The sequence below is a fragment of the Pseudomonas sp. EA_105y_Pfl2_R69 genome (assembly GCF_963970915.1).
Classification (GTDB): Bacteria; Pseudomonadota; Gammaproteobacteria; order Pseudomonadales; family Pseudomonadaceae; genus Aquipseudomonas.
Window position 1 is genome coordinate 1024529 of sequence record NZ_CAXAOO010000001.1, and the last position, 20277, is coordinate 1044805.

A 20277-nucleotide genomic window follows, 5' to 3' on the forward strand; every position below is an offset into this window, starting at 1 on the left:
TTGATCAAAACGATGTAAACAACCAAACCCAACGGGAACATAAGCCAATGCGTATTCTGGTCATCGAAGACAACCGCGACATCCTGGCCAACATCCTCGACTACCTGCAGCTCAAAGGCTTCAGCGTCGACTGCGCCCAGGATGGTCTGAGCGGCTTGCACCTGGCCAGTACCGGCCACTATGACCTGATCGTGCTGGACATCATGTTGCCCGGTATTGACGGTTATCAGCTGTGCAAGCGTCTGCGCGAAGATGGCCAGAATGACGTGCCGATACTTATGCTGACCGCCCGTGATGCCCTGGATGACCGCCTGCAAGGCCTGCAGGCCGGTGCTGACGATTATCTGCTCAAGCCCTTTGCCCTCTCCGAACTGGTGGCGCGTATCCAAGCCATCCTGCGGCGCAGCCAGGGCAGCCGTAAGCGCCAGCTGCAAGTGGGCGATCTACTTTATGACCTCGACACCCTGTACGTCAGCCGCGCCGGCCAGCCGCTCAAGCTCAACCCCATCGGGCTGAAACTCTTGGCTGTGTTGATGCAGAAGAGCCCCGCCGTAGTGCGCCGCGAAGCGCTGGAAGAAGCGCTCTGGGGCGATGACTGCCCGGACAGCGACAGCCTGCGCAGCCATATCCATCAACTGCGTCAGGTGCTGGATAAACCCTTCGCCACACCGCTGCTGCATACCCTGCATGGTGTTGGCTATCGCCTGGCGGAGTCTGCCAATGCCGTCTAAACAGCCCTTTGCCCGGCGTATTCTGATCGCCTTTGTCCTGATGACCATCCTGGTCAGCGGGGTGTTTTCCCTGAGCATCGTGGCGGTGGTGGACCTGATTGAGGAGAATCTGGTTTCCGAGGAAATGCAGCGTGAAATCAACACCGTACTGCACGAGGATCTCCGTCAGGGGCGTACCCCACGCCTGGATGCAGCCACCCGATTCTTTGCCTCCAACCTGCCCGAATACGCCATACCTCCGCAGTTCTCGGGCCTGGGCGAAGGCTTCAACGAAGTCGTGGATGGTGATCAGGCGTTCTATGTCTACGTGCAAAAGGTCAACAACCAGCGCTATCTGCTGGTGCAGGAACAACATGAATTCGAAGCCCGTGAACAGGCGTTGTTCAATGTAGTGCTGGCGGGTTTTCTGCTGACCGTGATCGGGGCCTGGGCGCTCGGCCTGGTAATGGCGCGCAAGGTCATGGCCCCGGTCAGCCGCCTGGCCCAACAGGTGCGCCATCGCGATCAATTGCATGCTCTGGCCCCGCCTCTGGCCCCGGACTACCCCGATGACGAGATTGGCCAATTGGCGGCGGCTTTCGACAGCACCCTGGGCCAGGTGCGTCAGTCGCTGGAGCGCGAGCGGCTGTTTACCAGCGATGTCAGCCATGAGCTGCGCACCCCGCTGATGGTTATCGCCAGCTCCTGTGAGCTGCTGGCCGAAGCCGCTTTGTCGCCCCGCGAGCGCGAGCAGCTTGAGCGTATCGGCCGGGCCAGCGAGGAAATGCGCGAGCTGGTGCAGACCTTTCTGCAACTGGCCCGGGATAAGGTCAACGAGGGTGCGTTCGTCGCCAATAGCAGCCTGGCCGAGGTGGCTGCCGAGCAGGCGGATCGTTGGGGGCGGCTGTGCAAGGACAAGGGCCTGGAATTTCAGTGCGTGGTGGAAGGCAGCGATAGCGGTCTGTACAACCTCACCTTTCTGCGTACCGTGATGGCCAACCTGTTGCGCAATGCCTTGCATTACACCGAGCAGGGCACGGTCCGGCTGGTGCTGGAAACCGGTGGTTTTCGTGTCGAGGACAGCGGGCCAGGCATTGCACCCGAGCAGCAGGAGCGGATCTTTCAGCCATTCGTGCGGGGCACTCAGGCTCGTGGTGAAGGCCTGGGGTTGGGGCTGTCGCTGGTCAAACGCATCTGTGCCAAGCAGGGCTGGACGATTGCGCTGCATAGCCCGGCGGGGGGCGGCAGCTGTTTCCGGATGTCATTTATCAAGCCGGTTTAACGAGTTTTTCACATCCCTTTGACGGGCTGTTGATGCCCGGCTCTTTAGTCTGCTGAGCGTACCCTCTATCGGACGCCTCGCCATGCTCAAGCCCAGCCCCATCGAACTCGAGTTCTCCCGCAAGTACGATCGGGAGCATGCCCGCGAATATCTGCACAAGCATCGCGATGGCCTGGCCCGCAGTTTGTCCCATTGGCGTGATGTACAGGTGGCGCGGCAGGCCTTGAAAATGGCCGATGAGCCCAATCTGGTACTGGATCTGCCCTGTGGTGCCGGGCGCTTCTGGCCACTGTTGGCCGAGCAGCCGAATCGGGTGATTCTGGCCGCCGACAACGCCGCCGCTATGCTTGCCACCGCCCGCGCCGCGCAACCGGCTGAGGTGGTGGCGCGGGTCACCAGCTTTCAGACTTCGGCGTTTGCCATCGATCTGAGCGCCAATGCGGTGGACTGCATCTTCTGTATCCGCCTGCTGCATCACATCGAATCCGCTGAGCATCGTCTGGCCATGCTGCGCGAGTTCCACCGGGTCAGCCGCGATACGGTGATTGTTTCGCTCTGGGTCGATGGCAACTACAAGGCCTGGAAGCGCCGGCGTCTGGAGCGCCGCCGCGCCGCCGAGGGGCGGGCGACGCAGAACCAGAATCGTTTTGTGGTGGCCAGAACGGTGATCGAGGCCGAATTCAAACAGGCGGGCTTCCAGGTCATCGGCCATCAGGATTTTCTCCCCGGCTATGCCATGTGGCGTACCTATGTGCTGCGCAAGCAGGAGGCCCGCGCATGAACACGCTCTCCCCGCGTACCGCCACCCTGCCGGCAACGACCCATTTCGACCGCTGGTGGCATAGCTCTGGCACTTGGGTGGAACCGGCCAACCAGCGGCGTGGTGGCGAGAGCGGTGTGCAGTTGCTGCAACCGCGCGAGCCCAGCCATGCACCGCTGTACTGCAAGCGCCAGATCGGTCACCTCTATCGCTCGCTGCTACACCCCTTCGGCCGTCCGACCATATTGCGTGAGCGACAGGCCTACCGCGCCCTGGCCCGAATCGGGATCAAAACGCCGACTCTCGTCTATTGCGCCGCCCGCCGGCAGCAGGGCCAATGGCAGGCACTATTGGTTACCGAGGCGCTGCCGGGCTTTGTCAGCCTGGAGCAATGCTACGCCAGCACGCCGAGCGTCGAGTTCCGGCGCGCGCTGCTGCAGCAACTGGCGGCGACTCTGGCGCGGTTGCACCAGGCGGGCTGGCAGCATGGCTGTTGCTATGCCAAGCATATTTTTGTCAAAGCCCAGACCGGGCGGCAGGGGGAGGTGAAGGTCGAAATTGCCCTGCTCGACCTGGAAAAAAGCCGCCGCCGCTGGCGTAGCAAAGATGCCGCGCGGCATGACCTGCGTCAGTTGGCCCGCCATCGCGGCGCGATGCCTGAGGCCGACCTGGCGGTGCTGCGGCAGGCTTGTCAAGCAGCCGTGCACGGCCCCGCTGGACTGTTGCGACCATGAGTGGCCAAGCCCTGCACGAGGATCTGGATGCCCAGTCGCTCAAGGGCCGCCGTGGGCTTGGCCGTATTCTGCATGCCGCGGGCTATTCGCTGGCTGGGCTGCGAGCGGCCTATCACGGTGAGGCCGCGTTTCGCCAGCTGCTGCTGCTCAATGGCTTGCTGCTGCCACTTGCCTGCTGGCTCGAGGTGACGCGCAGCGAGCGCGCGTTGCTGATACTCGTGCCGCTGCTGGGGCTGGTGGTGGAGCTGCTCAATTCGGCCATCGAGGCCACCGTGGACCGTATTTCCATGAGCCTGCACCCACTGTCGAAACAGGCCAAGGACATGGGTAGCGCGGCGCAGTTCGTGGCACTGGCGATGATCGCTCTGACCTGGGCACTGATCCTGCTGTAAGTCGTTTTTCGCCACCTCTATAAGGCTGCTCTGCATGTCCCAACGTCCACCCGCCCATGCGGCCACCCCTGACTCCACCTCCCGGATAGGGCTTGGTGAGCATCTGACCTTTGTGTTCTCCAGCGCCCTGTTGCTGCTAATGCTGCTGTCCTTGCTGCGCCTGGCGTTACTGCTGTTCAACCGTGAACTGATCGGCGACACGAGCGTCTTCAGCCTGGCTCAAGCCTTTGCCAATGGTGTGCGCTTTGACCTGCGCCTGGTGGTGTTTATCTGCGCGCCGCTGACCCTGGCGCTGGTCTGGCCTTACGCCATGATGCGGCGCGGCTGGCAGCGCGTGTGGCTGGCGGCATGCGCCAGCCTGGTGATACTGCTCGGGCTGATCGAGCTGAATTTCTACCAGGAGTTTCATCAGCGCCTCAATGCCCTGGTCTTCCAGTACCTGCAAGAAGACCCGGCAACCGTGCTGAGCATGCTCTGGCATGGTTTTCCGGTATTGCGCCTGCTGCTGGCCTGGGGCGTGCTGAGCGTCGGCCTGACTGTTCTGCTGGGGCGGCTCGACCAGTACAGCCGTGCTTCCAGCCCCGCAGTGCGGGTGTCCCGGCCTGCGGTCTTGTGGCTCAGGCATGGGCTGGTGCTGCTGTTGTGCCTGGTGCTTTCGGTAGTAGCGGCGCACGGCACCCTGCGACAGGGGCCGCCCCTGCGCTGGGGCGATGCCTTTACCACTGACTCGGTGTTTGCCAACCACCTGGGGCTCAATGGCGTGCTCAGCCTGTATGCCGCGGCCAAGAGCCGCTACGCGGACACCAGCAGTAATATCTGGAAGCCCAGCATGTCTGCCGAGCAGGCCACAGCCCTGACCCGCGAGCTGTTGCTGACAGACCACGAGCAACTGGTCGATCAGCACACGGCCGCGGTACGCCGGGATTTTCTGGCCCCCGCGGACACCCGCCTGCCAGTGCGCAACGTGGTGGTGATCCTGATGGAAAGCTTTGCCGGTCACTTCGTCGGCGCGCTTGGCAGTGAGGCCGGCATCACCCCGAACTTCGACCGCCTGGCCGAGCAGGGGCTGCTGTTTCGCCGTTTCTTCGCCAACGGCACCCACACCCATCAGGGCATGTTCGCCAGCATGGCCTGCTTTCCCAACCTGCCGGGCTTCGAGTACCTGATGCAGACGCCAGAGGGCGGGCATCAATTTTCCGGCCTGGCGCAGTTACTCAGCGCCCGCGATTACGACGACCTGTATGTCTATAACGGCGACTTTGCCTGGGACAACCAGCGCGGCTTTTTCAGCAACCAGGGCATGACCCGCTTTATTGGTCGCAATGATTTCGTCGATCCGGTGGTGTCCGATCCGACCTGGGGCGTAGCCGACCAGGATATGTTCGACCGCGCCGCCGCAGAGCTGCTTAAGCAGGACCCCGAGAAACCCTTTTACGCCCTACTGCAGACGCTCTCCAACCATACGCCCTATGCCTTGCCGGATACCCTGCCGGTGTCGCGCGTTCAGAACCATGGCTCGCTCGATCAGCACCTGACGGCCATGCGCTATTCCGACTGGGCCCTGGGCCAGTTCTTTGAAAAAGCCCGCAAAGCGCCCTATTTCAACAACACCCTGTTCGTGGTGGTGGGCGATCATGGCTTCGGTGCCCATGAGCAACTGACGGAAATGGACTTGCACCGTTTCCATGTACCCCTGCTATTGATCGCGCCGGGCATCCAGGACAGCTTCGGCGCAACCGAGGACAGGGTCGGCAGCCAGGTCGATATAGTGCCGACCATCATGGGTCGCCTGCCCGGTGCCGTGCGCCACCAGTGCTGGGGGCGTGACCTGTTGAGTTTGCCCGCCAGCGACCCTGGTTTTGCCATTATCAAACCCTCCGGTAGCGACCAGACCGTGGCCATGCTCAGCGGCGAGCACATCCTTGTCCTGCCCAAGGGCAGGCCAGCACGTGGCTACCAGTATCGGCTTGGCCGGCAGGCCCAGGCGCTTCCCTTAACGGCACCGGCGCAGGTGCAGCGCCTCGGTCAGCAACTGCAGGCCTATCTGCAAACCGCTACCAGTAGCCTGCTTGGCAATACCACCGGGGTTGTCGATAACAACGCTACGCCACAGGGGGCGAACGTCGCGGAGTTGTCATCGAAGCTGGCCCCTGTGCGCGGCAAATGAGCCGTGCCCTGGGGTCGTGGTGGGCTGCGCGGCCTACAGGTGGTCGGCCGGCACAGACAAATGGTCGATTCCGGGTAAAATGCCCGCCCTGATTGACTGCCTGATACCCAAACCATGTCCCTGCCCAAGCACCACCTCGAACTCCTCAGCCCGGCGCGCGATACCGCGATTGCCAAGGAAGCCATCCTGCACGGTGCCGATGCGGTGTATATCGGCGGGCCAGGTTTTGGGGCGCGGCACAACGCCAGCAACAGCGTGGCGGAGATTGCCGAGCTGGTGCAGTTTGCCCACCTGTTCCATGCGCGGGTGTTTGTCACCCTCAACACCATCCTCCATGAGGATGAGCTGGAGCCGGCCCGGCAGATGATCTGGCAGCTCTACGAGGCCGGCATCGATGCGCTGATCGTGCAGGACATGGGCGTGATGGAGATGGACCTGCCGCCCATCGAGATCCACGCCAGCACCCAGTGCGATATCCGCACCCTGGAAAAAGCCCGCTTCCTCGACAATGCCGGCTTCTCCCAGCTGGTGCTGGCCCGCGAGCTGAACCTGCAAGAGATCAACAACATCTGCCGCAACGTCGATTCGGCGGTGGAGTTCTTTATCCACGGTGCGCTGTGTGTGGCGTTCTCCGGGCAGTGCAATATCTCTCACGCGCAGACCGGGCGCAGCGCCAACCGGGGCGACTGCTCCCAGGCCTGCCGCCTGCCGTACACCTTGAAGGACGATCAGGGCCGCGTGGTGGCGTTTGATAAGCACCTGCTGTCGATGAAAGACAACAATCAGACTGACAACCTGATCCATCTGGTGGATGCCGGCGTGCGCTCGTTCAAGATCGAGGGGCGCTACAAAGACATGAGCTACGTGAAGAACATCACCGCGCACTACCGCCGCGAGCTGGATGCGATTCTCGAGCAGCGTCCGCACCTGGCTCGTGCCGCCAGTGGGCGCACCGAGCACTTCTTTACCCCGGACACCGACAAGACCTTCCATCGTGGCAGCACCGACTACTTCGTCAGCGACCGCAAGGTGGACATCGGCGCGTTCGATTCGCCGACCTTTACCGGGCTGTCGGTGGGCTATGTCGAGAAAGTGAACAAGCGCGACCTGATCGCCGTCACCGATACGCCGCTGTCCAACGGCGATGGTTTGAACGTGCTGATCAAGCGTGAAGTGGTGGGCTTTCGCAGCAATATCTGCGAGCTAAAAGGCGAGTTCGACGAGGACGGCGAGAAGCGCTACCGCTACCGCGTCGAGCCTAACGAGATGCCCGAGGCCATGCAGCGCGTGCGGCCGCAGCAGCCGCTCAACCGCAACCTCGACCACAACTGGCAACAGGCTTTGCAGAAAACCTCGGCCGAACGCCGCGTCGCGGTTAGCTGGCAAGTGGCGGTGCAGGGCGATCAGTTGCAGCTGAGTGTCAGCAGCGAAGAGGGCGTGGTCGCCAGCGTCAGCCTGAATGGGCCGTTCGCCGCCGCCAAGGACGCCGAGCAGTCCCGTGAGCAACTGGCCGACACCCTGAGCAAGCTGGGTACCACCATGTACTACAGCGCCGGCGTGCAGATCGACTGCGAGGCCGTGCCGTTTATCCCCGGCTCGCAGCTCAAGGCCCTGCGCCGCGAAGCCATCGAGGCGCTGACCCAGGCACGCGTTGCGGTGCATCCACGTGGCGGGCGCAAGCCGGTCAGCGTGCCGCCGCCGGTGTACCCGGAGTCGCACCTGACCTTTCTGGCCAACGTCTACAACGACAAGGCCCGCACCTTCTACCAGCGTTACGGCGTGCAGCTGATCGACGCGGCCTACGAGGCCCATGAAGAAGCCGGCGACGTACCGGTGATGATCACCAAACACTGCCTGCGTTTCTCCTTCAACCTCTGCCCCAAGCAGGCCAAAGGCGTCACCGGCGTACGTACCAAGGTGTCGGATATGCAGCTGATCCATCAGGACGAAGTACTGACCCTGAAGTTCGACTGCAAACCCTGCGAGATGCACATCATCGGCAAGATGAAGGGCCATATCCTCCATCAGCCGCAGCCGGGTAGCGCCCAGAGTCAGGGCGGCGCGGTGGGCTATATCTCCCCGGACGATCTGCTCAAGACCATCAAGCGCTAGGGCTGATTGGTAATCCTACCGGCTCCGATGTCCCGTCAGAATCACCAGGGCGATGCCGCCGAGTATGGCCAGGGAGGCCAGAAGCAGGCGCAGGCTGAGGGGCTCGGCAAGCAGGACCACGCCGCCGAGGGCGGCAATCACCGGTACGCTGAGTTGCACGCTGGCGGCCGTGCTGGCTTTCAAGGCCGGCAAGGCGCTGTACCAGACGGCATAACCCAGCCCGGAGGCCAGCGCGCCCGAGGCCATGGCGTAGCCAATTCCGGCAGAGCTCTGCAGGGAAATATCGCCGAGCAGCGCGGCGCTCAGGAGCAGGGCAATGGGCACCGCCCGGAGGAAATTGCCGGCGGTGACCTGCAGCGGATCGCCTGCGCCTTTGCCGCGTAGCGAGTAGATCCCCCAGGCCGCTCCCGCGCCCAGCATCAGCGCCGAGGCCAGTGGCGGCGGGGCGGAGAGGCCCGGCAGAAGCAGGCCGACCAGCCCGCCAATGGCCAGCACCAAACCGCCGAGCTGGGGCAGCCGCAGGCGTTCGCCGCGGTACAGGCCGTAACCGATCATCGTGCTCTGCACCGCGCCGAACAGCAGCAGGGCGCCGGTGGCCGTCGACAGTTCGAGGTAGGCGAAGGAAAACCCGGCGGCGTAGACAAACAGGGCCAGTGCCGATAGCCAGTTGCCCTTGCCAATCGCGCTGCCGGCGCGCAGGCGCACGATCAGCCAGAGCACCGCGGCCCCGGCGATCAGACGAATGCTGGTAAAGCTGGCGGCATCGATGCTGCCGTCGGCGAGCGCTGCCCGGCACAGCAGGGAGTTGGCGGCGAAGGCGAGCAAGGCGAGCGCCGTCATGCCGACAAGACGGGTGGATGACATGGGGTTTCCTGGGGCCGTGTACGGGGGGCGTTCACGCTTCGCTCGGGCGATGCCGTTAGTCATTGCGCTTGCCAAAACCCCTGGCGAAAAACAGCCAGGCGAAGAACGGGTAGCAGACGTAGTGCAGGGCGAAGATCAGCAGGCCCATGGGGCCGGGTTCGTCTTTGAGCCACATCAGACCGAGCAGGCCGAGGTAGAGCAGTGCCAGGATGCCGCCGTAGAGCCACAGCAGGCGGCGTCTTTCTCCGCGCTGGGGTGGGCGGCGGTTGCGCCAGGCGAACCACAGGTACATGCCGCCGGCAACGGCGATGGCCACCACTAGGGTGCTGGCCACGCCGCCGAGTCTGACGAAGGTACGCAACAGCAGGTTGAGCGCTATTGCGGCCGCCACGCCGCTCAGGGCCAGGTGGGTCATGGGGACGCTGGTGTGGGCGCTGGGCTCGCTCATAAGGGCGCTCCTACAGGCTGGTATTCAAGCCGAAGCGTTTTTTCAGCACCTTCTCCAGCAGCGCCTTGGGTAGCAGGGCGGCCAGCAGCGGCATGCTGCGGCTGCCATTGCCCAGGCGCAGCAGGCGCGGGCGGTTCTTCTGCTGCACCGCGGCCAGCAGGTTGCGGGCGAAGTGGCTGGTGGGGGTGGGGTTGTCCTGCGAGGCATTGGCGCGGGCGCGGATGCCGTCGCGGATCGGCCACCAGGGCGAGGCTTGATCGATCAGCTGTTCGGCCTGCTGGCTGGCATTGGCCCCGAAGCTGGAGGCGATCGCCCCGGGCTGCACCTCCATCACCTCGATAGAAAAGGGGGCCAGCTCCAGGCGCAGGGCATCGGAGAGGGCATGCACCGCGGCCTTGGAGGCGCAGTAGGCCCCGGCGAAGGGGGTCACCAGCACGCCGGATACGCTGCCGATATTCACCACCAGGCCCTTGTTCCGGCGCAGCAGGGGGAACAGCGCGCGGGTCACGCCGATCAGCGAGAACACGTTGGTCTCGAACTGTTTGCGCATGGCCTCGACGCCGCCATCGAGCAGCGGGCCCATGGCCCCGTAGCCGGCGTTGTTGATCAGCACGTCGAGGCCGCCGATTTCAGTCTTCAGGCGTTCGGCCAGCTGGCCCAGGGCCAGGCCATCGTTGACGTCCAGCTGCACGGCGTGAAAGCCGGCGGCGCTCAGGGCGGTCAGGTCCTCGGTTTGGCGCGCCGTGGCCCAGACCTGATACCCGGCCTGCTGGAATACCTCGGCCAAGGCGCGACCAATGCCGCTGGAACATCCGGTGATCAGGGCGACGGGCTGGCTCATGCAGGCATCCTTGTTCTGTTGTGGGAGTTGAATATCAGTGACTAAAGCTGCCGTGCAGGCGCTCGGCGCGAAACTCCAGGGTACTGGCGCGGTAGCCGCTGCGCAGGGTTGGCAGGGGCAGGCAGCTTTGCCACTCGGCACCGGGCAGCAGTTCGCCGGGGCCGCTGTAGCGCGGGGTTTCATACAGGCGCTCGGCCAGGTTGACGCTGTCGCCGGGGCGGTAGGCGGCGATCTGCCAATGCAGCTCGAGCAGAGCGGCCTCGCTGCCGTTCTTCAGGTTCAGGGCCAGCGGGCGGTCCGCCGGGCAGTGCTCCGGGGCGTAGTCGAGGCGTAATTCCAGGTGGGCCAGGTGACGGGTTTCGCGGCTTTCCTGCCAGAGCACCCAGCTGGCCACCAGGCCCAGGCCGAGCAGTGCGGCGAGGGAGATAGGCAGGGCTTTGCTCGGGTAGCGAATCAGCAGGATCAGCCAGCTCAGAACCAGTATTGCGCCAATCAGCATGGTTGCAGCCTTGGTGAACGAACAGGGCTTTATCCTACACAAGGTTGCCGCGATATGCGCCGTGCCGGCATCTGCCGGAAACGGCAACGCCGGCCCTTGCAGTGGCAAGGGCCGGCGTCTGTTTGCTGCGGGTTTAACCTCGTCTTAGCTGGCGACGACGCTCAGCGCTGTGGCTTGGCTGCGGCCGTAGATATCCTCGAGACGTTCGATGTCGTCTTCGCCAAGGTAACTGCCGGACTGCACCTCGATGATTTCCAGGGGAATCTTGCCGGGATTGCTCAGGCGATGCACCGAGGTCATGGGGATATAGGTGGACTGGTTTTCCGTGAGCAGGAACACCTTGTCGTCGCAGGTCACCTCGGCGGTGCCGGACACCACTATCCAGTGCTCGGCGCGGTGGTGGTGCATCTGCAGGGACAGGGTGGCCCCAGGTTTGACCGAGATATGTTTGACCTGGAAACGTCCACCCATGTCCACCGAGTCGTAGGAGCCCCAGGGCCGGTACACCTCGCAGTGGTTCTGGGTTTCGCTGCGGCCCTGGGCATCGAGTTGGTTGACCACGGTCTTGACGTCCTGCACATGGTCGCGGTGGGCGATCATCATGGCGTCCTTGGTTTCCACCACCACGATATCGTCCAGGCCGATCACCGAGACCAGCTTGCCGTTGCCGTGTACCAGGCAGTTGCGGCTGTTGTGCACCATGACATCGCCCTTGGTGACATTGCCGTTGCCATCCTTGGCGTGCACGTCCCAGATCGACGACCAGCTGCCGACATCGTTCCAGCCTGCATCGAGCGGTACCAGGCAGGCGCGGCGGGTCTTTTCCATCACCGCGTAGTCGATGGAGTTGTCCGGGCAGCACTCGAAGGTGGCGGCATCGATCAGCACCAGGTCGTCTTCCACTCTGCTGCGCTCCAGGGCCAGCAGGCAGGTGTCGTAGATATCGGCGTCGTACTGCTTGAGCTCCTCCAGGTAGCGGCTGGCACGGAACAGGAACATGCCGCTGTTCCAGAAGTAATCGCCGGACTCGACGAAGGCGCGGGCGCGGGTCTCGTCGGGTTTCTCGACGAAGCTCTGCACCCGTACCACGCCTCGCGGCAGGCTGTCGTCGGGCATGGAGCGGATATAGCCGTAGCCGGTTTCCGGGCGGCTGGCGGGAATGCCGAACAGCACCATCTCGCCGCGCTCGGCGGCCTTGCCGGCCAATTGCAGGGCCGCTTCGAAGGCCGGCTGGTCGTCCAGTACATGGTCTGCGGGGAGAATCAGCAGCAGCTCGTCGCGGCCTTCGGCGAGCAGCTTCATGGCGGCGATGGCCACCGCCGGCGCGGTATTGCGGCCAAACGGCTCGAGCAGGGTCGCCTGGGTTTCCAGCTGCTGCTCCTTGAGTTGCTCCTGGACGATAAAGCGGTGTTCCTGGTTGCACACCAGCAGCGGCGGCTGCATGCCGGGCAGGCGCAGGCGCTTGATGGTCTGCTGGAACAGGGTGTCTTCGCCGGTGAGGGCGAGGAACTGCTTGGGGAACTGCTTGCGCGACAGCGGCCAGAGACGCGAGCCGCTACCACCGGAAAGAATTACTGGAATCATCTCTGTTACTCCTAAGCATCTATGCATTGGGTTGGGCCTGTCCTGCACGCTGGCGGGACGGCCCGCTTGCCCAGGCTGAAAACAATCCTGGGGGACCACTCCAGAGCGCCTTCTCGCTGCTCAAGGCGCTATTTACCTATCGGTCTATTGCCGATCTTTAGTCTTGTCTGTAGGCGTCAGTCGTTGCGGGCCGGGCGCTTGACCCAGACCGGGGATAGCTTCTCGCCCGTGCCGGTGATGTACAGGCAGACCACCTCGCCGCGGGCCAGGCTGACGGGCTTGAGGTCGCTGATCTTCTGGTCGCCGTCGAACAACGCCAGGCTGACCTTGACCGGGTTGACTTCGCGCTGGCCGTTAGCGTCGGGGCCGACCGCCTCGACTACCGCGGCCTTGCCGTCGGCGGTTTTCAGGCTGAGGCTGCGATCGGACAGGTTCTGCACCCGCAGCAGGGCCTTGTGCTTGTTGGTGAAGGGGGCTTCCTCCACCAGCCTGGGTGTGCTGCCCGGCTGGTTGACCAGGGTGTAGAAGCGCTCGGCGTCCAGTTTCACCGGCAGGGCGCTGCCGCCGACCTGGGCGCTGTAGCTGCCTGGCGGCAGGAAGCTGAAGTCGCTGGAGCCCAGGGGCGGGACATCGCGCAGGTCGGTGTTGCCGACGCTGACGCTGACCTCGTTGTTGCCGGCGTTATAGGCGCGTACGAAGGCCGAGCCCTTGGGCGCGCTGGGGGCGTAGAGCGCGCCGTCGCCGGCCTGGGCCTGGAGGCTGGCGAGGCTCAGGGCGAGGGCGCAGGCATAGGCTATCCAGCGGTATTGGGTGGGGCTGTTCATGGGTAGTGCTCCATGTGATTGAACAAAAATGATCTGTCGATCGGGTGCGTGGTGAAGCCGCTCCAGGGCGGGCCGGTTCAGTGGCTGTTGCTGCTGGCCAGGCGTTGTTGGCCGTTGGGGCTTTTCAACGTGGCGAGCCAGGCCGGGTCGAAGTCGTCGAGGTTGTTGGCCATCGGCAGATAGCGCTCGGGGAATTCCCAGATCACCAGCTGCGGCGGGCTGTTCTTGAACTCCTCGCTCTGCAGGTACTTGAGCATCGGCACGATCGGCCCCTGGCCGTCCTCGGCGTGGTTGCTCAGGTCCCGTTGCAGGTGCTGGCGCAGCGCTCCGGCGAAGTTCCACGCCGGATTGGCGCTGTAGCTGGTGCCGACCAGGGCCACCGGCAGCTCGACCTCGCCGAGCAGCGCCGCGGCGTTGTCCTGCGGCTGTGCGGCATGGGTTTCCCGTTGCTGCAACTGGTCGGCGTCGGGCAGCAGCTGGCTGAACAGCGGGTCGAGGGGCAGAAAGCGGCTCAGGTCACCCTGGTAGGCCGTCTGGCCGGTGGCTTCGGTGACGAAAAGCTGCGGCTCGCCATCCAGCTTCACGGCCGCCTGCACGCCCTGGCTCAGGTGCTGGGCGGCAATCTCGGCCCCCAGCGGGGTCCAGTGGGTATCGGTACGCAGGAACAGCTGGCCGCGCGCTTTGCCCGCCTGCAGCGGCTGCAGCAGGTCCGGCGCGGCGATGTCGGCGCGGCGCAGCGCGCGGTGGAAGCGCTGGTAGAGGTCCTGGCGCAGCGGGCTGATCGGGTGCTCGCCGATATTTTCCGGATACAGGCGCGCCTTGGCCGGCACCACGGCCAGTACCAGCAGCACATCGCGTTGCGCCAGGTGCGCTTGCACGCCGCGGATCAGTGCCAGGTTGTCGTGCAACTGCTGCTGGCCGTCAGCCACTGGCTTGAACTCTTCATCGGAGTACAGCCAGTCGCGCTCACCGATCAGCACACCGGGGCGGCCGGCGTTGAACAGCAGATAATCCAGGGCGGCCCAGACGTTGGTGCCGACCGTCTTGAGCGGGAAGTGCTGGTCGTAATGGCTCTCGAAGGTCTTCGCCAGGCCGCCGTCGAGCAGGCTGAACTGCCTGGGCAACTGGTAGTTCAGCACCCCGGTCAGGGAACCGAGCGAGAGCAGGCTCAGCACGCCGATAAACAGGGCGACGTAGAGTTTGTGCAGTGGACGGGTCATCTCGGGCCTCGCTCAGAACTGGAAGTAGAGAAAGGGTGAATAGCTTTGTGCCGAGAGCTTCAGCAGCGAGGCGCAGAACAGCAGCAGCAGCGCGCCGCGCACCAGGTAGCGCGGCACGGCGAGGCTCCATCCGGCCTGCTGCAGCAGCGTGCCGTCGGGCATCAGCAGCCCTGTCGGCGCATCCGCCTGGCGCTGGCGCTGGAACTGGCGCAGGCCGAAAAAGGCCATCAGCGCATAAGCCAGCAGCAGGGTGGCGATTTGCAGGTCGCCGACATTGGCGCGTCCTAGTTCGCTGAGCTGCCAGCCGTTGAAGGCGAACAGCGCGGCATACATGCGCCAGGCCACGTCGAGGTTCTCGGCGCGGAAAATCACCCAGCCGAGCATCACCAGGAAGAAGGTCAGGGCCCACTTCAGTGGGTTGATCGCGTTCGGTGCGGCGTTCACCCCCAGGGCCCGCTCGATCGCCAGCCAGGTGCCGTGCCAGGCCCCCCAGAGCAGAAAGGTCCAGTTGGCCCCGTGCCACAGGCCGCCCAGGAGCATGGTCAGAAACAGGTTGCGGTAGGTATTGAAGGTGCCGCCGCGGTTACCGCCCAGGGGTACGTAGAGGTAGTCGCGCAGCCAGGTCGACAGGCTGATATGCCAGCGCCGCCAGAACTCGGTGATCGACTGGCTGATATAGGGTTGGTTGAAGTTCTCCATAAAGCGGAAGCCCATCATCAGGCCCAGGCCGATGGCCATGTCGCTGTAGCCGGAGAAGTCGAAGTACAGCTGCGCGGTGTAGGCCAGCATGCCCAGCCAGGCATCGCCCGTACTGGGGTCTTGCAGGGCGAACATATGGTCGACCAGCGGGGCCAGGCTGTCGGCGATAAACACCTTCTTGACGAAGCCCTGCATAAAGCGCGTCGCCCCTTCGCTGAACTTGTCGAGGCTGTGGCTACGCTCGGTGAACTGGTCGGCCAGGTCCTTGTAGCGCAGCACCGGTCCGGCAATCAGTTGCGGGAACAGGGCGATAAAGGCGGCGAAGTTGATCAGGTTTTCCGTCGGTTTGGTGTCGCCGCGGTAGACGTCGATCAGGTAGCTGAGCGACTGGAAGATATAGAAGGAAATGCCGATCGGCAGGATCACCTGGGTCAGCAGGAAGGGCTCCAGGCCGGCCGCCTCCATCACCTTGTTGAGGTTGGCCATGCCGAAGTTGGCGTACTTGAAGTAACCCAGGGTCGCCAAGTTGCCGGCCACGCCCCAGATCACCCAGCGTTGCGCCGCCTTGCTGCGCACGCCGGCCGCATGGATGCGCAGGCCGAAGCCGTAGTTCCACAGGGTGACCGCGACGAACAGCAGGAGAAAATCCACTCGCCACCAGGCGTAGAAGGCGTAGCTGCCGATCAGGATCAGCAGGTTGCGATAGCGATTACTGCTCAGGTAATACAGGCCGAGAAAGATCGGCAAAAACAGGAACAGGAATACGTTGGATGAAAAGACCATCCGTAGATCTCCGTTGAATAACCACTCTTCAGAGGCTCGCAAGCCCCCCTTTCCCCCCGCGCGCGGGAGGCTGTTTCATCGTCCGTGGGCTGCATTGCGTGCAGCCACCGCAGACCTGGATCGCCAGCAGGGACTGGGCGTCCCCCTGGCTCCTACCTAAGCTGTTTCACCAACAGGGCGGCGACTCAGCTATCGCCCTGCTTCTGCGGCTCGAACACCCGGGTCACGTTGCCGCCGAGGCGGAAGGTCTTGAACGGGCCCATCTCCTGCTTGAGTTTCTCGGTGTCGGCCGAGCAGGCATAAAGCGTGCAGTAGGGCGCCAGCCAGGAGTACTTGTTGTCCTTCCTCAGGTCTTCCATGTCCTGTTTTTTGCCGGATTTGCTGGCGAAGTCGTTTTGGTCATTCACCCCGTCCAGTACCCGTTCGGCCAGGCGCTTGAGCGCGCCCTGGTTTTCCGCACGCAGATCGACGGCGTTGGCCTGGGCGAAGCTGGCGACCATCGCCAGCGGCGGCAGGGCGTAGTTGTGGTAGGCCAGAGCCCGTTGCTCGCGCTTGATTTCGTTGGGCAGAAAACCCTGATCATCGACCTGGCCCGCGGCCACGCGGAACTGCGCGACAGACCAGTCGAACAGGTCGCGGCGGTCGAGCGCCACGGCGGCGGCCATCACCGACCAGGCGGTCCAGTAGGAGTGGTTGTTGATCTTTTTCAGTGGCAGGTCGCTCCAGTCTTTCACCGCCTGCTCGGCCAGCTTGGCGAACCAGGACTCGATCGTTCGGACTTGCTGCGGGTAGGCGGCCAGCGGCTGGGATTGGGAGAATTTCAGCTGCAGGTAGGCACCGGCCAGGCTGCCCAGCGCCCATTTGCGCATCGACTTGCCGGTATGGTTGTAGTCGCTGGAGAGCAGGGCACCGGCTTCGGCCCAGCGGCTCAGCCACTCCATGGCACACGCCAGCTGCTGCGGCTGGCCGTCGCGCAGGTAGTGCATGACCAGCTTGTTGAAGTCCTTTTCCAGGCGGGTGATGCTGGCGGTCTGCTGGCGAAAGGCCTTTTCTGCCTTGTGGTTCAGGGTCGCCCGGGCCTTGTCCGAACCCTGGTATTTGCTGGTGAATTGCAGCGTGCCGGTGTAGGGCGTGGGGACGCCGGGGCAGGCCTGCTGCGGCGCGCCCTTGCGGGTTTCCACCGGCGCGTAATAGCCCAGCGGCGGGCGCAGGGCGGCCTGGCTGGCGGAGGCCAGCAGCGTGGCCCCGAGCAGGCAGGACAGGGTCAGTGTGCGCATCGGCATAGGCACCTCAGGAGTCGCCTGCGCTGTGCGCGGCGAGTTTCGCCGGGCTGGAGAAATCGTTGCGGCGGCACACCCGCGCCTCTACCTCGAGCGGTTCGCTGCTAGCCTCGGGGCCGATGATTTCCAGGGCGAAGAAGTTCAGCTCGGCCCAGTCGCTTTCGTCGCGCAGTTCAAAGGCAAAACGGCCGTCGGTGTCGGTGGTATTGGGCTTCTCCAGCTTGACCTTTTCGCGGCGGCCGCTGAGGTACCAGAGGGTCGCCTCGAGGGTTTTCACCGAGGGGTCGCTGAAGCGGATATCCACCTGGTGGCGCTTGCTCGGCAGGTCCAGCAGTTGCCCCTTGCCGTTGACCAGCACCTCGTTGGCCCCCGGGCGCAGCGTGGTCTTGCTCGAGAGCAGGGCGTCCTTGCCCTCGCAACCGTTGTCCAGCATGGCCATCATCTGCCGGTGGACCTTGGCCGAGGCCAGGTCGTAGAGCGGCGAGAACTCCCAGATCAGGATCTTCGGCGGGTTGCTCTGGAACTCCTCGCTGCCCAGGTATTCCAGCATCGAGCCTTCCAGGCCGCCGCCGGGAAAGGCGACGTTGAGCACGTCGGCACCGATGTGCTGTTCGAGGAAGCCGCCGAAGTTGTAGTTCGGGCCGCTGTGGCTGGTGCCGACCAGGGTGATCTGCGGCGGCGTGCTGTCGCCGAACAGCTCGTCGCTGCCGCTCTCGGCCTTGGGCTCGGTGGCGAACTGGTCGATGTACTGGGGGGCATAGACGGTGCCGCAGAGCTGGCTGGCGACCTTCTGCATGGTACCGGTCTTGCCCATCAGGCCGATGCGCTGGCTGACGAATTCCTTCTGCGGGATCCCCTCGAAAGCGGGGATGCGCTTGACCGTCTCGGCCACCAGGCGCGCCGTGCGCTCGGCCCCGTAGGGCGTCCAGTGCTGGTCGCGGCGGAAATAGAAGGGCTGCTCTTGCTGCTCGTCGGTCAGCGGCGAGAGGTCGGGCACCCTGAGGCCGACTTCCTCGAAGCGGGTCAGGGCCTGGCGATAGTTGCGCAGCGCCAGGTCGTAGTCGAAGCGGGCCTGGTCTGCGGGCTTGAGCTTGCTGCGGTTGACCAGGCCACGGGTCGGTTGATAGACCACCACCAGTTCCACGCCGCGGCTGTTGAAGGCCTCGCGCAGCTCCTTGAGCATGCGGTAGCCCGCGGCGCTGGTGCCGAACTCGGTGCGCAGGTCTTCCTGGGTGCGGAACAGCCAGGCGTCCTGCGCATCGATCAGGGTGGTGAAGTTCTTCATGTAGTTGGTGGTGTACTGGCTGGCGTCATGGGCCGCCGGGCACAGGGAGCAGCAGTCCTGCACCTGGTATACCGGTGCCTTGGCTTGTTCTTCGGCCTGCAGCCCTGCGGCGGCCAGGCAGATCGCCGCCGCCAGCGGGCAGAGGCCAATCCATTTGCTATCACGCACTTTCATAAAAACAGCCTCAAATTAGTGGTGCAGGTCGGCCTGGTTTTCGACCGGGTCGATCAGCACGGCCAGCTTGCGTCGCACCATCAGGTCGAGAATCTCGTCCTGCTTTTCGCCGAGGATTCCGGAGAAGCTGATGCCGCTGCTCTTGCTCGGCGCGAGCATCTCCACGCGGTACAACTCGACCGACAGCGGCGAGTCGATGGACAGTGGGCTGGAGCCGTTGCCGGCGAGCTTGCCGCCGACCAGGATCAGCGACACCTCGGTGTCGAAGGGGTCGAGTTCGATATTGCGGTCGGTGTCGGAGAGGTCCTTGATATGGCCGTATACGCCGGTCAGGCCGTTGGCCGCCGAGAGGTTCTCGTACAGGCGAATGTTGGTGCTGTTGCGCAGGCGGATGCCGTGGCGGGCGTTGTTCAGCACCCGGTTGCCCCACAGCAGGTTGTTCGAACTCTCGTAGATGGTGATGCCGTCGGACTGGTTCTGGTACACCTCGTTGTAGGCCACCAGATTGCGCACGCTGTTACGGTCGAGGACGATGCCCGAGAGCTTGTTGGCGTAGCTCTTGTTGTTGATGATCCAGCTGTCGTCGACCTCGCGGGAAATGATGATGCCGTGCTTCTTCTTGGTCCCGTACACGCGGTTCTCGGCGATGATCAGGCCGTGGGAACGGTCGTGCGGGTCGATGCCGTAGACGATGTTGTCGCGGTAGGTATTGCCCTTGATCACCACGTTCTCGGCTTCATAGCAGTAGAAACCGTACCAGTGGTCGACGAACTCCGAATCAATCAGCCAGCCGGTCGGTTCCGCACGCTTGAGGCGGGCCTGCATACCTGGGGTGTACTGGGTGATGGAGACGCCGTAGGACTTGCTGTTGTCGTAGCCCAGGCTGGTGAAGACGCTGCCCGAGACATACAGCTCGCTGCCACCCCAGGACACCAGAAACGGGCGGAACTCGCTGCCACTGCGAAAGCTGGCCGGGCCGTCGTCCGCCTCGCGCCAAGCGGTGAGCTTGGTGTCGGTGAAGAACAGCTGACCGTCGTTGACCAGGAAACTGCCGCGTTCCTGGGACAGGCGCAGGTCCTTGATGTCCTTGCCCACGTGCAGGGTCGCGCCCTGGGCCACCACGATGGGCAGGCGCGCCAGGTAGACGCCTGGCTCGACCTCGCCGAACTGGCTGTCCGGCAGGGCCTTGGCGATGTCCTGCGGGGTGACGTAGCCGCCCTCGATAAAGATCGCGTGGGGCATGCCGTTCTGCCGCTTGACCCATTCGCGCAGGCGCTCGTTGCCGCCGATAAAGTCCTTCAGCGCGTCCTGCTGCAGCATGCGCCGCACCACCACCTTGCCGCCGGGGCTGCGCTGGATCTTGGCCTCCACGGCCGCCGCGGTGTAGCCATCGAGATCGGGCAGGCTGGGCTTATCCAGCTGCAGTTGCTCGACGGGGGCGCTGGTCACCGTGTAGTTGCTGGTTTCCTTCAGCGCCCGGGTTGCCGTTTTGCCGCTGTCGAGCAGCGGTGCCGCTTGCACCCAGGGGGCTGCCAGCTGCAGCGCGCCAAGCAGTATGCCGCCGCACAGCAGGCCCGCTGCGCAGCATCGTTTGAGTTTGCCTGGTCGTTGCGTCATGG

General features: G+C 64.0%; 18 protein-coding genes. 7 read left to right on the top strand and 11 right to left on the bottom strand.

Annotation, left to right across the window (positions count from 1 at the left end):
* Positions 1-47 precede the first annotated feature (47 nt).
* The 7 genes from AACY13_RS04455 to AACY13_RS04485 all read left to right on the top strand — a co-directional run bounded on the left by AACY13_RS04455 (position 48) and on the right by AACY13_RS04485 (position 8157).
* Positions 48-731 carry a response regulator transcription factor gene (locus AACY13_RS04455; RefSeq protein ID WP_339459570.1) on the top strand — a complete coding sequence of 228 codons (684 nt, stop codon included), beginning with the start codon at positions 48-50 and terminating at the stop codon, positions 729-731.
* The gene (locus AACY13_RS04460) at positions 721-1992 is read left to right on the top strand and encodes a sensor histidine kinase (RefSeq protein ID WP_339459571.1); all 1272 of its coding nucleotides are present in this window, start codon (positions 721-723) and stop codon (positions 1990-1992) included. The genes AACY13_RS04455 and AACY13_RS04460 overlap by 11 nt, the downstream gene beginning before the upstream one ends.
* 82 nt (positions 1993-2074) lie before the next feature.
* Positions 2075-2773, top strand: coding sequence for a class I SAM-dependent methyltransferase (locus AACY13_RS04465; RefSeq protein ID WP_339459572.1), 699 nt, complete (start codon positions 2075-2077; stop codon positions 2771-2773).
* Positions 2770-3486, top strand: coding sequence for a lipopolysaccharide kinase InaA family protein (locus tag AACY13_RS04470; RefSeq protein ID WP_339459573.1), 717 nt, complete (start codon positions 2770-2772; stop codon positions 3484-3486). The genes AACY13_RS04465 and AACY13_RS04470 overlap by 4 nt, the downstream gene beginning before the upstream one ends.
* Positions 3483-3878 carry a diacylglycerol kinase gene (locus AACY13_RS04475; RefSeq protein WP_339459574.1) on the top strand — a complete coding sequence of 132 codons (396 nt, stop codon included), beginning with the start codon at positions 3483-3485 and terminating at the stop codon, positions 3876-3878. The genes AACY13_RS04470 and AACY13_RS04475 overlap by 4 nt, the downstream gene beginning before the upstream one ends.
* A 34-nt stretch (positions 3879-3912) precedes the next feature.
* Positions 3913-6045 carry an LTA synthase family protein gene (locus AACY13_RS04480; RefSeq protein ID WP_339459575.1) on the top strand — a complete coding sequence of 711 codons (2133 nt, stop codon included), beginning with the start codon at positions 3913-3915 and terminating at the stop codon, positions 6043-6045.
* A 114-nt stretch (positions 6046-6159) separates the two neighbouring features.
* Positions 6160-8157 (top strand): peptidase U32 family protein, encoded by a 1998-nt coding sequence (locus AACY13_RS04485; RefSeq protein WP_339459576.1) that lies wholly within the window; start codon positions 6160-6162, stop codon positions 8155-8157.
* 15 nt (positions 8158-8172) lie between these two features.
* On the opposite strand, the gene AACY13_RS04490 is transcribed toward AACY13_RS04485, so the two are convergent.
* The 11 genes from AACY13_RS04490 to algG form a co-directional block, all read right to left on the bottom strand.
* A complete protein-coding gene (locus AACY13_RS04490; RefSeq protein ID WP_339459578.1) occupies positions 8173-9021 on the bottom strand; it encodes a DMT family transporter in 849 nt (282 codons plus the stop codon).
* A gap of 55 nt (positions 9022-9076) precedes the next feature.
* On the bottom strand, positions 9077-9469 hold the full coding sequence (locus tag AACY13_RS04495; protein WP_339459579.1) for a hypothetical protein: 393 nt from the start codon (positions 9467-9469) through the stop codon (positions 9077-9079).
* 10 nt (positions 9470-9479) lie between these two features.
* Positions 9480-10310, bottom strand: coding sequence for an SDR family oxidoreductase (locus AACY13_RS04500; RefSeq protein ID WP_339459581.1), 831 nt, complete (start codon positions 10308-10310; stop codon positions 9480-9482).
* 34 nt (positions 10311-10344) lie between these two features.
* Positions 10345-10809, bottom strand: coding sequence for a multidrug transporter (locus tag AACY13_RS04505; RefSeq protein WP_339459583.1), 465 nt, complete (start codon positions 10807-10809; stop codon positions 10345-10347).
* A 144-nt stretch (positions 10810-10953) separates the two neighbouring features.
* Positions 10954-12393 carry a mannose-1-phosphate guanylyltransferase/mannose-6-phosphate isomerase gene (locus tag AACY13_RS04510; protein WP_339459584.1) on the bottom strand — a complete coding sequence of 480 codons (1440 nt, stop codon included), beginning with the start codon at positions 12391-12393 and terminating at the stop codon, positions 10954-10956.
* A 176-nt stretch (positions 12394-12569) separates the two neighbouring features.
* On the bottom strand, positions 12570-13217 hold the full coding sequence (locus AACY13_RS04515) for an alginate O-acetyltransferase AlgF (RefSeq protein ID WP_339459585.1): 648 nt from the start codon (positions 13215-13217) through the stop codon (positions 12570-12572).
* Positions 13218-13294: 77 nt separating this feature from the next.
* A complete protein-coding gene (locus tag AACY13_RS04520) occupies positions 13295-14437 on the bottom strand; it encodes an alginate O-acetyltransferase (RefSeq protein ID WP_339459586.1) in 1143 nt (380 codons plus the stop codon).
* A 12-nt stretch (positions 14438-14449) separates the two neighbouring features.
* Positions 14450-15919 carry an MBOAT family O-acyltransferase gene (locus AACY13_RS04525; RefSeq protein WP_339459587.1) on the bottom strand — a complete coding sequence of 490 codons (1470 nt, stop codon included), beginning with the start codon at positions 15917-15919 and terminating at the stop codon, positions 14450-14452.
* Between the two features lie 185 nt (positions 15920-16104).
* Positions 16105-17202: a mannuronate-specific alginate lyase gene (locus AACY13_RS04530; RefSeq protein WP_339459589.1), complete on the bottom strand. Its 1098-nt coding sequence runs from the start codon at positions 17200-17202 to the stop codon at positions 16105-16107.
* 7 nt (positions 17203-17209) lie between these two features.
* Positions 17210-18658, bottom strand: a complete 1449-nt coding sequence (locus tag AACY13_RS04535; RefSeq protein ID WP_339459591.1) for an alginate O-acetyltransferase — start codon at positions 18656-18658, stop codon at positions 17210-17212.
* A gap of 15 nt (positions 18659-18673) precedes the next feature.
* A complete protein-coding gene (gene algG / locus AACY13_RS04540; RefSeq protein WP_339459592.1) occupies positions 18674-20275 on the bottom strand; it encodes a mannuronan 5-epimerase AlgG in 1602 nt (533 codons plus the stop codon).
* Between the last annotated feature and the right edge of the window lie 2 nt (positions 20276-20277).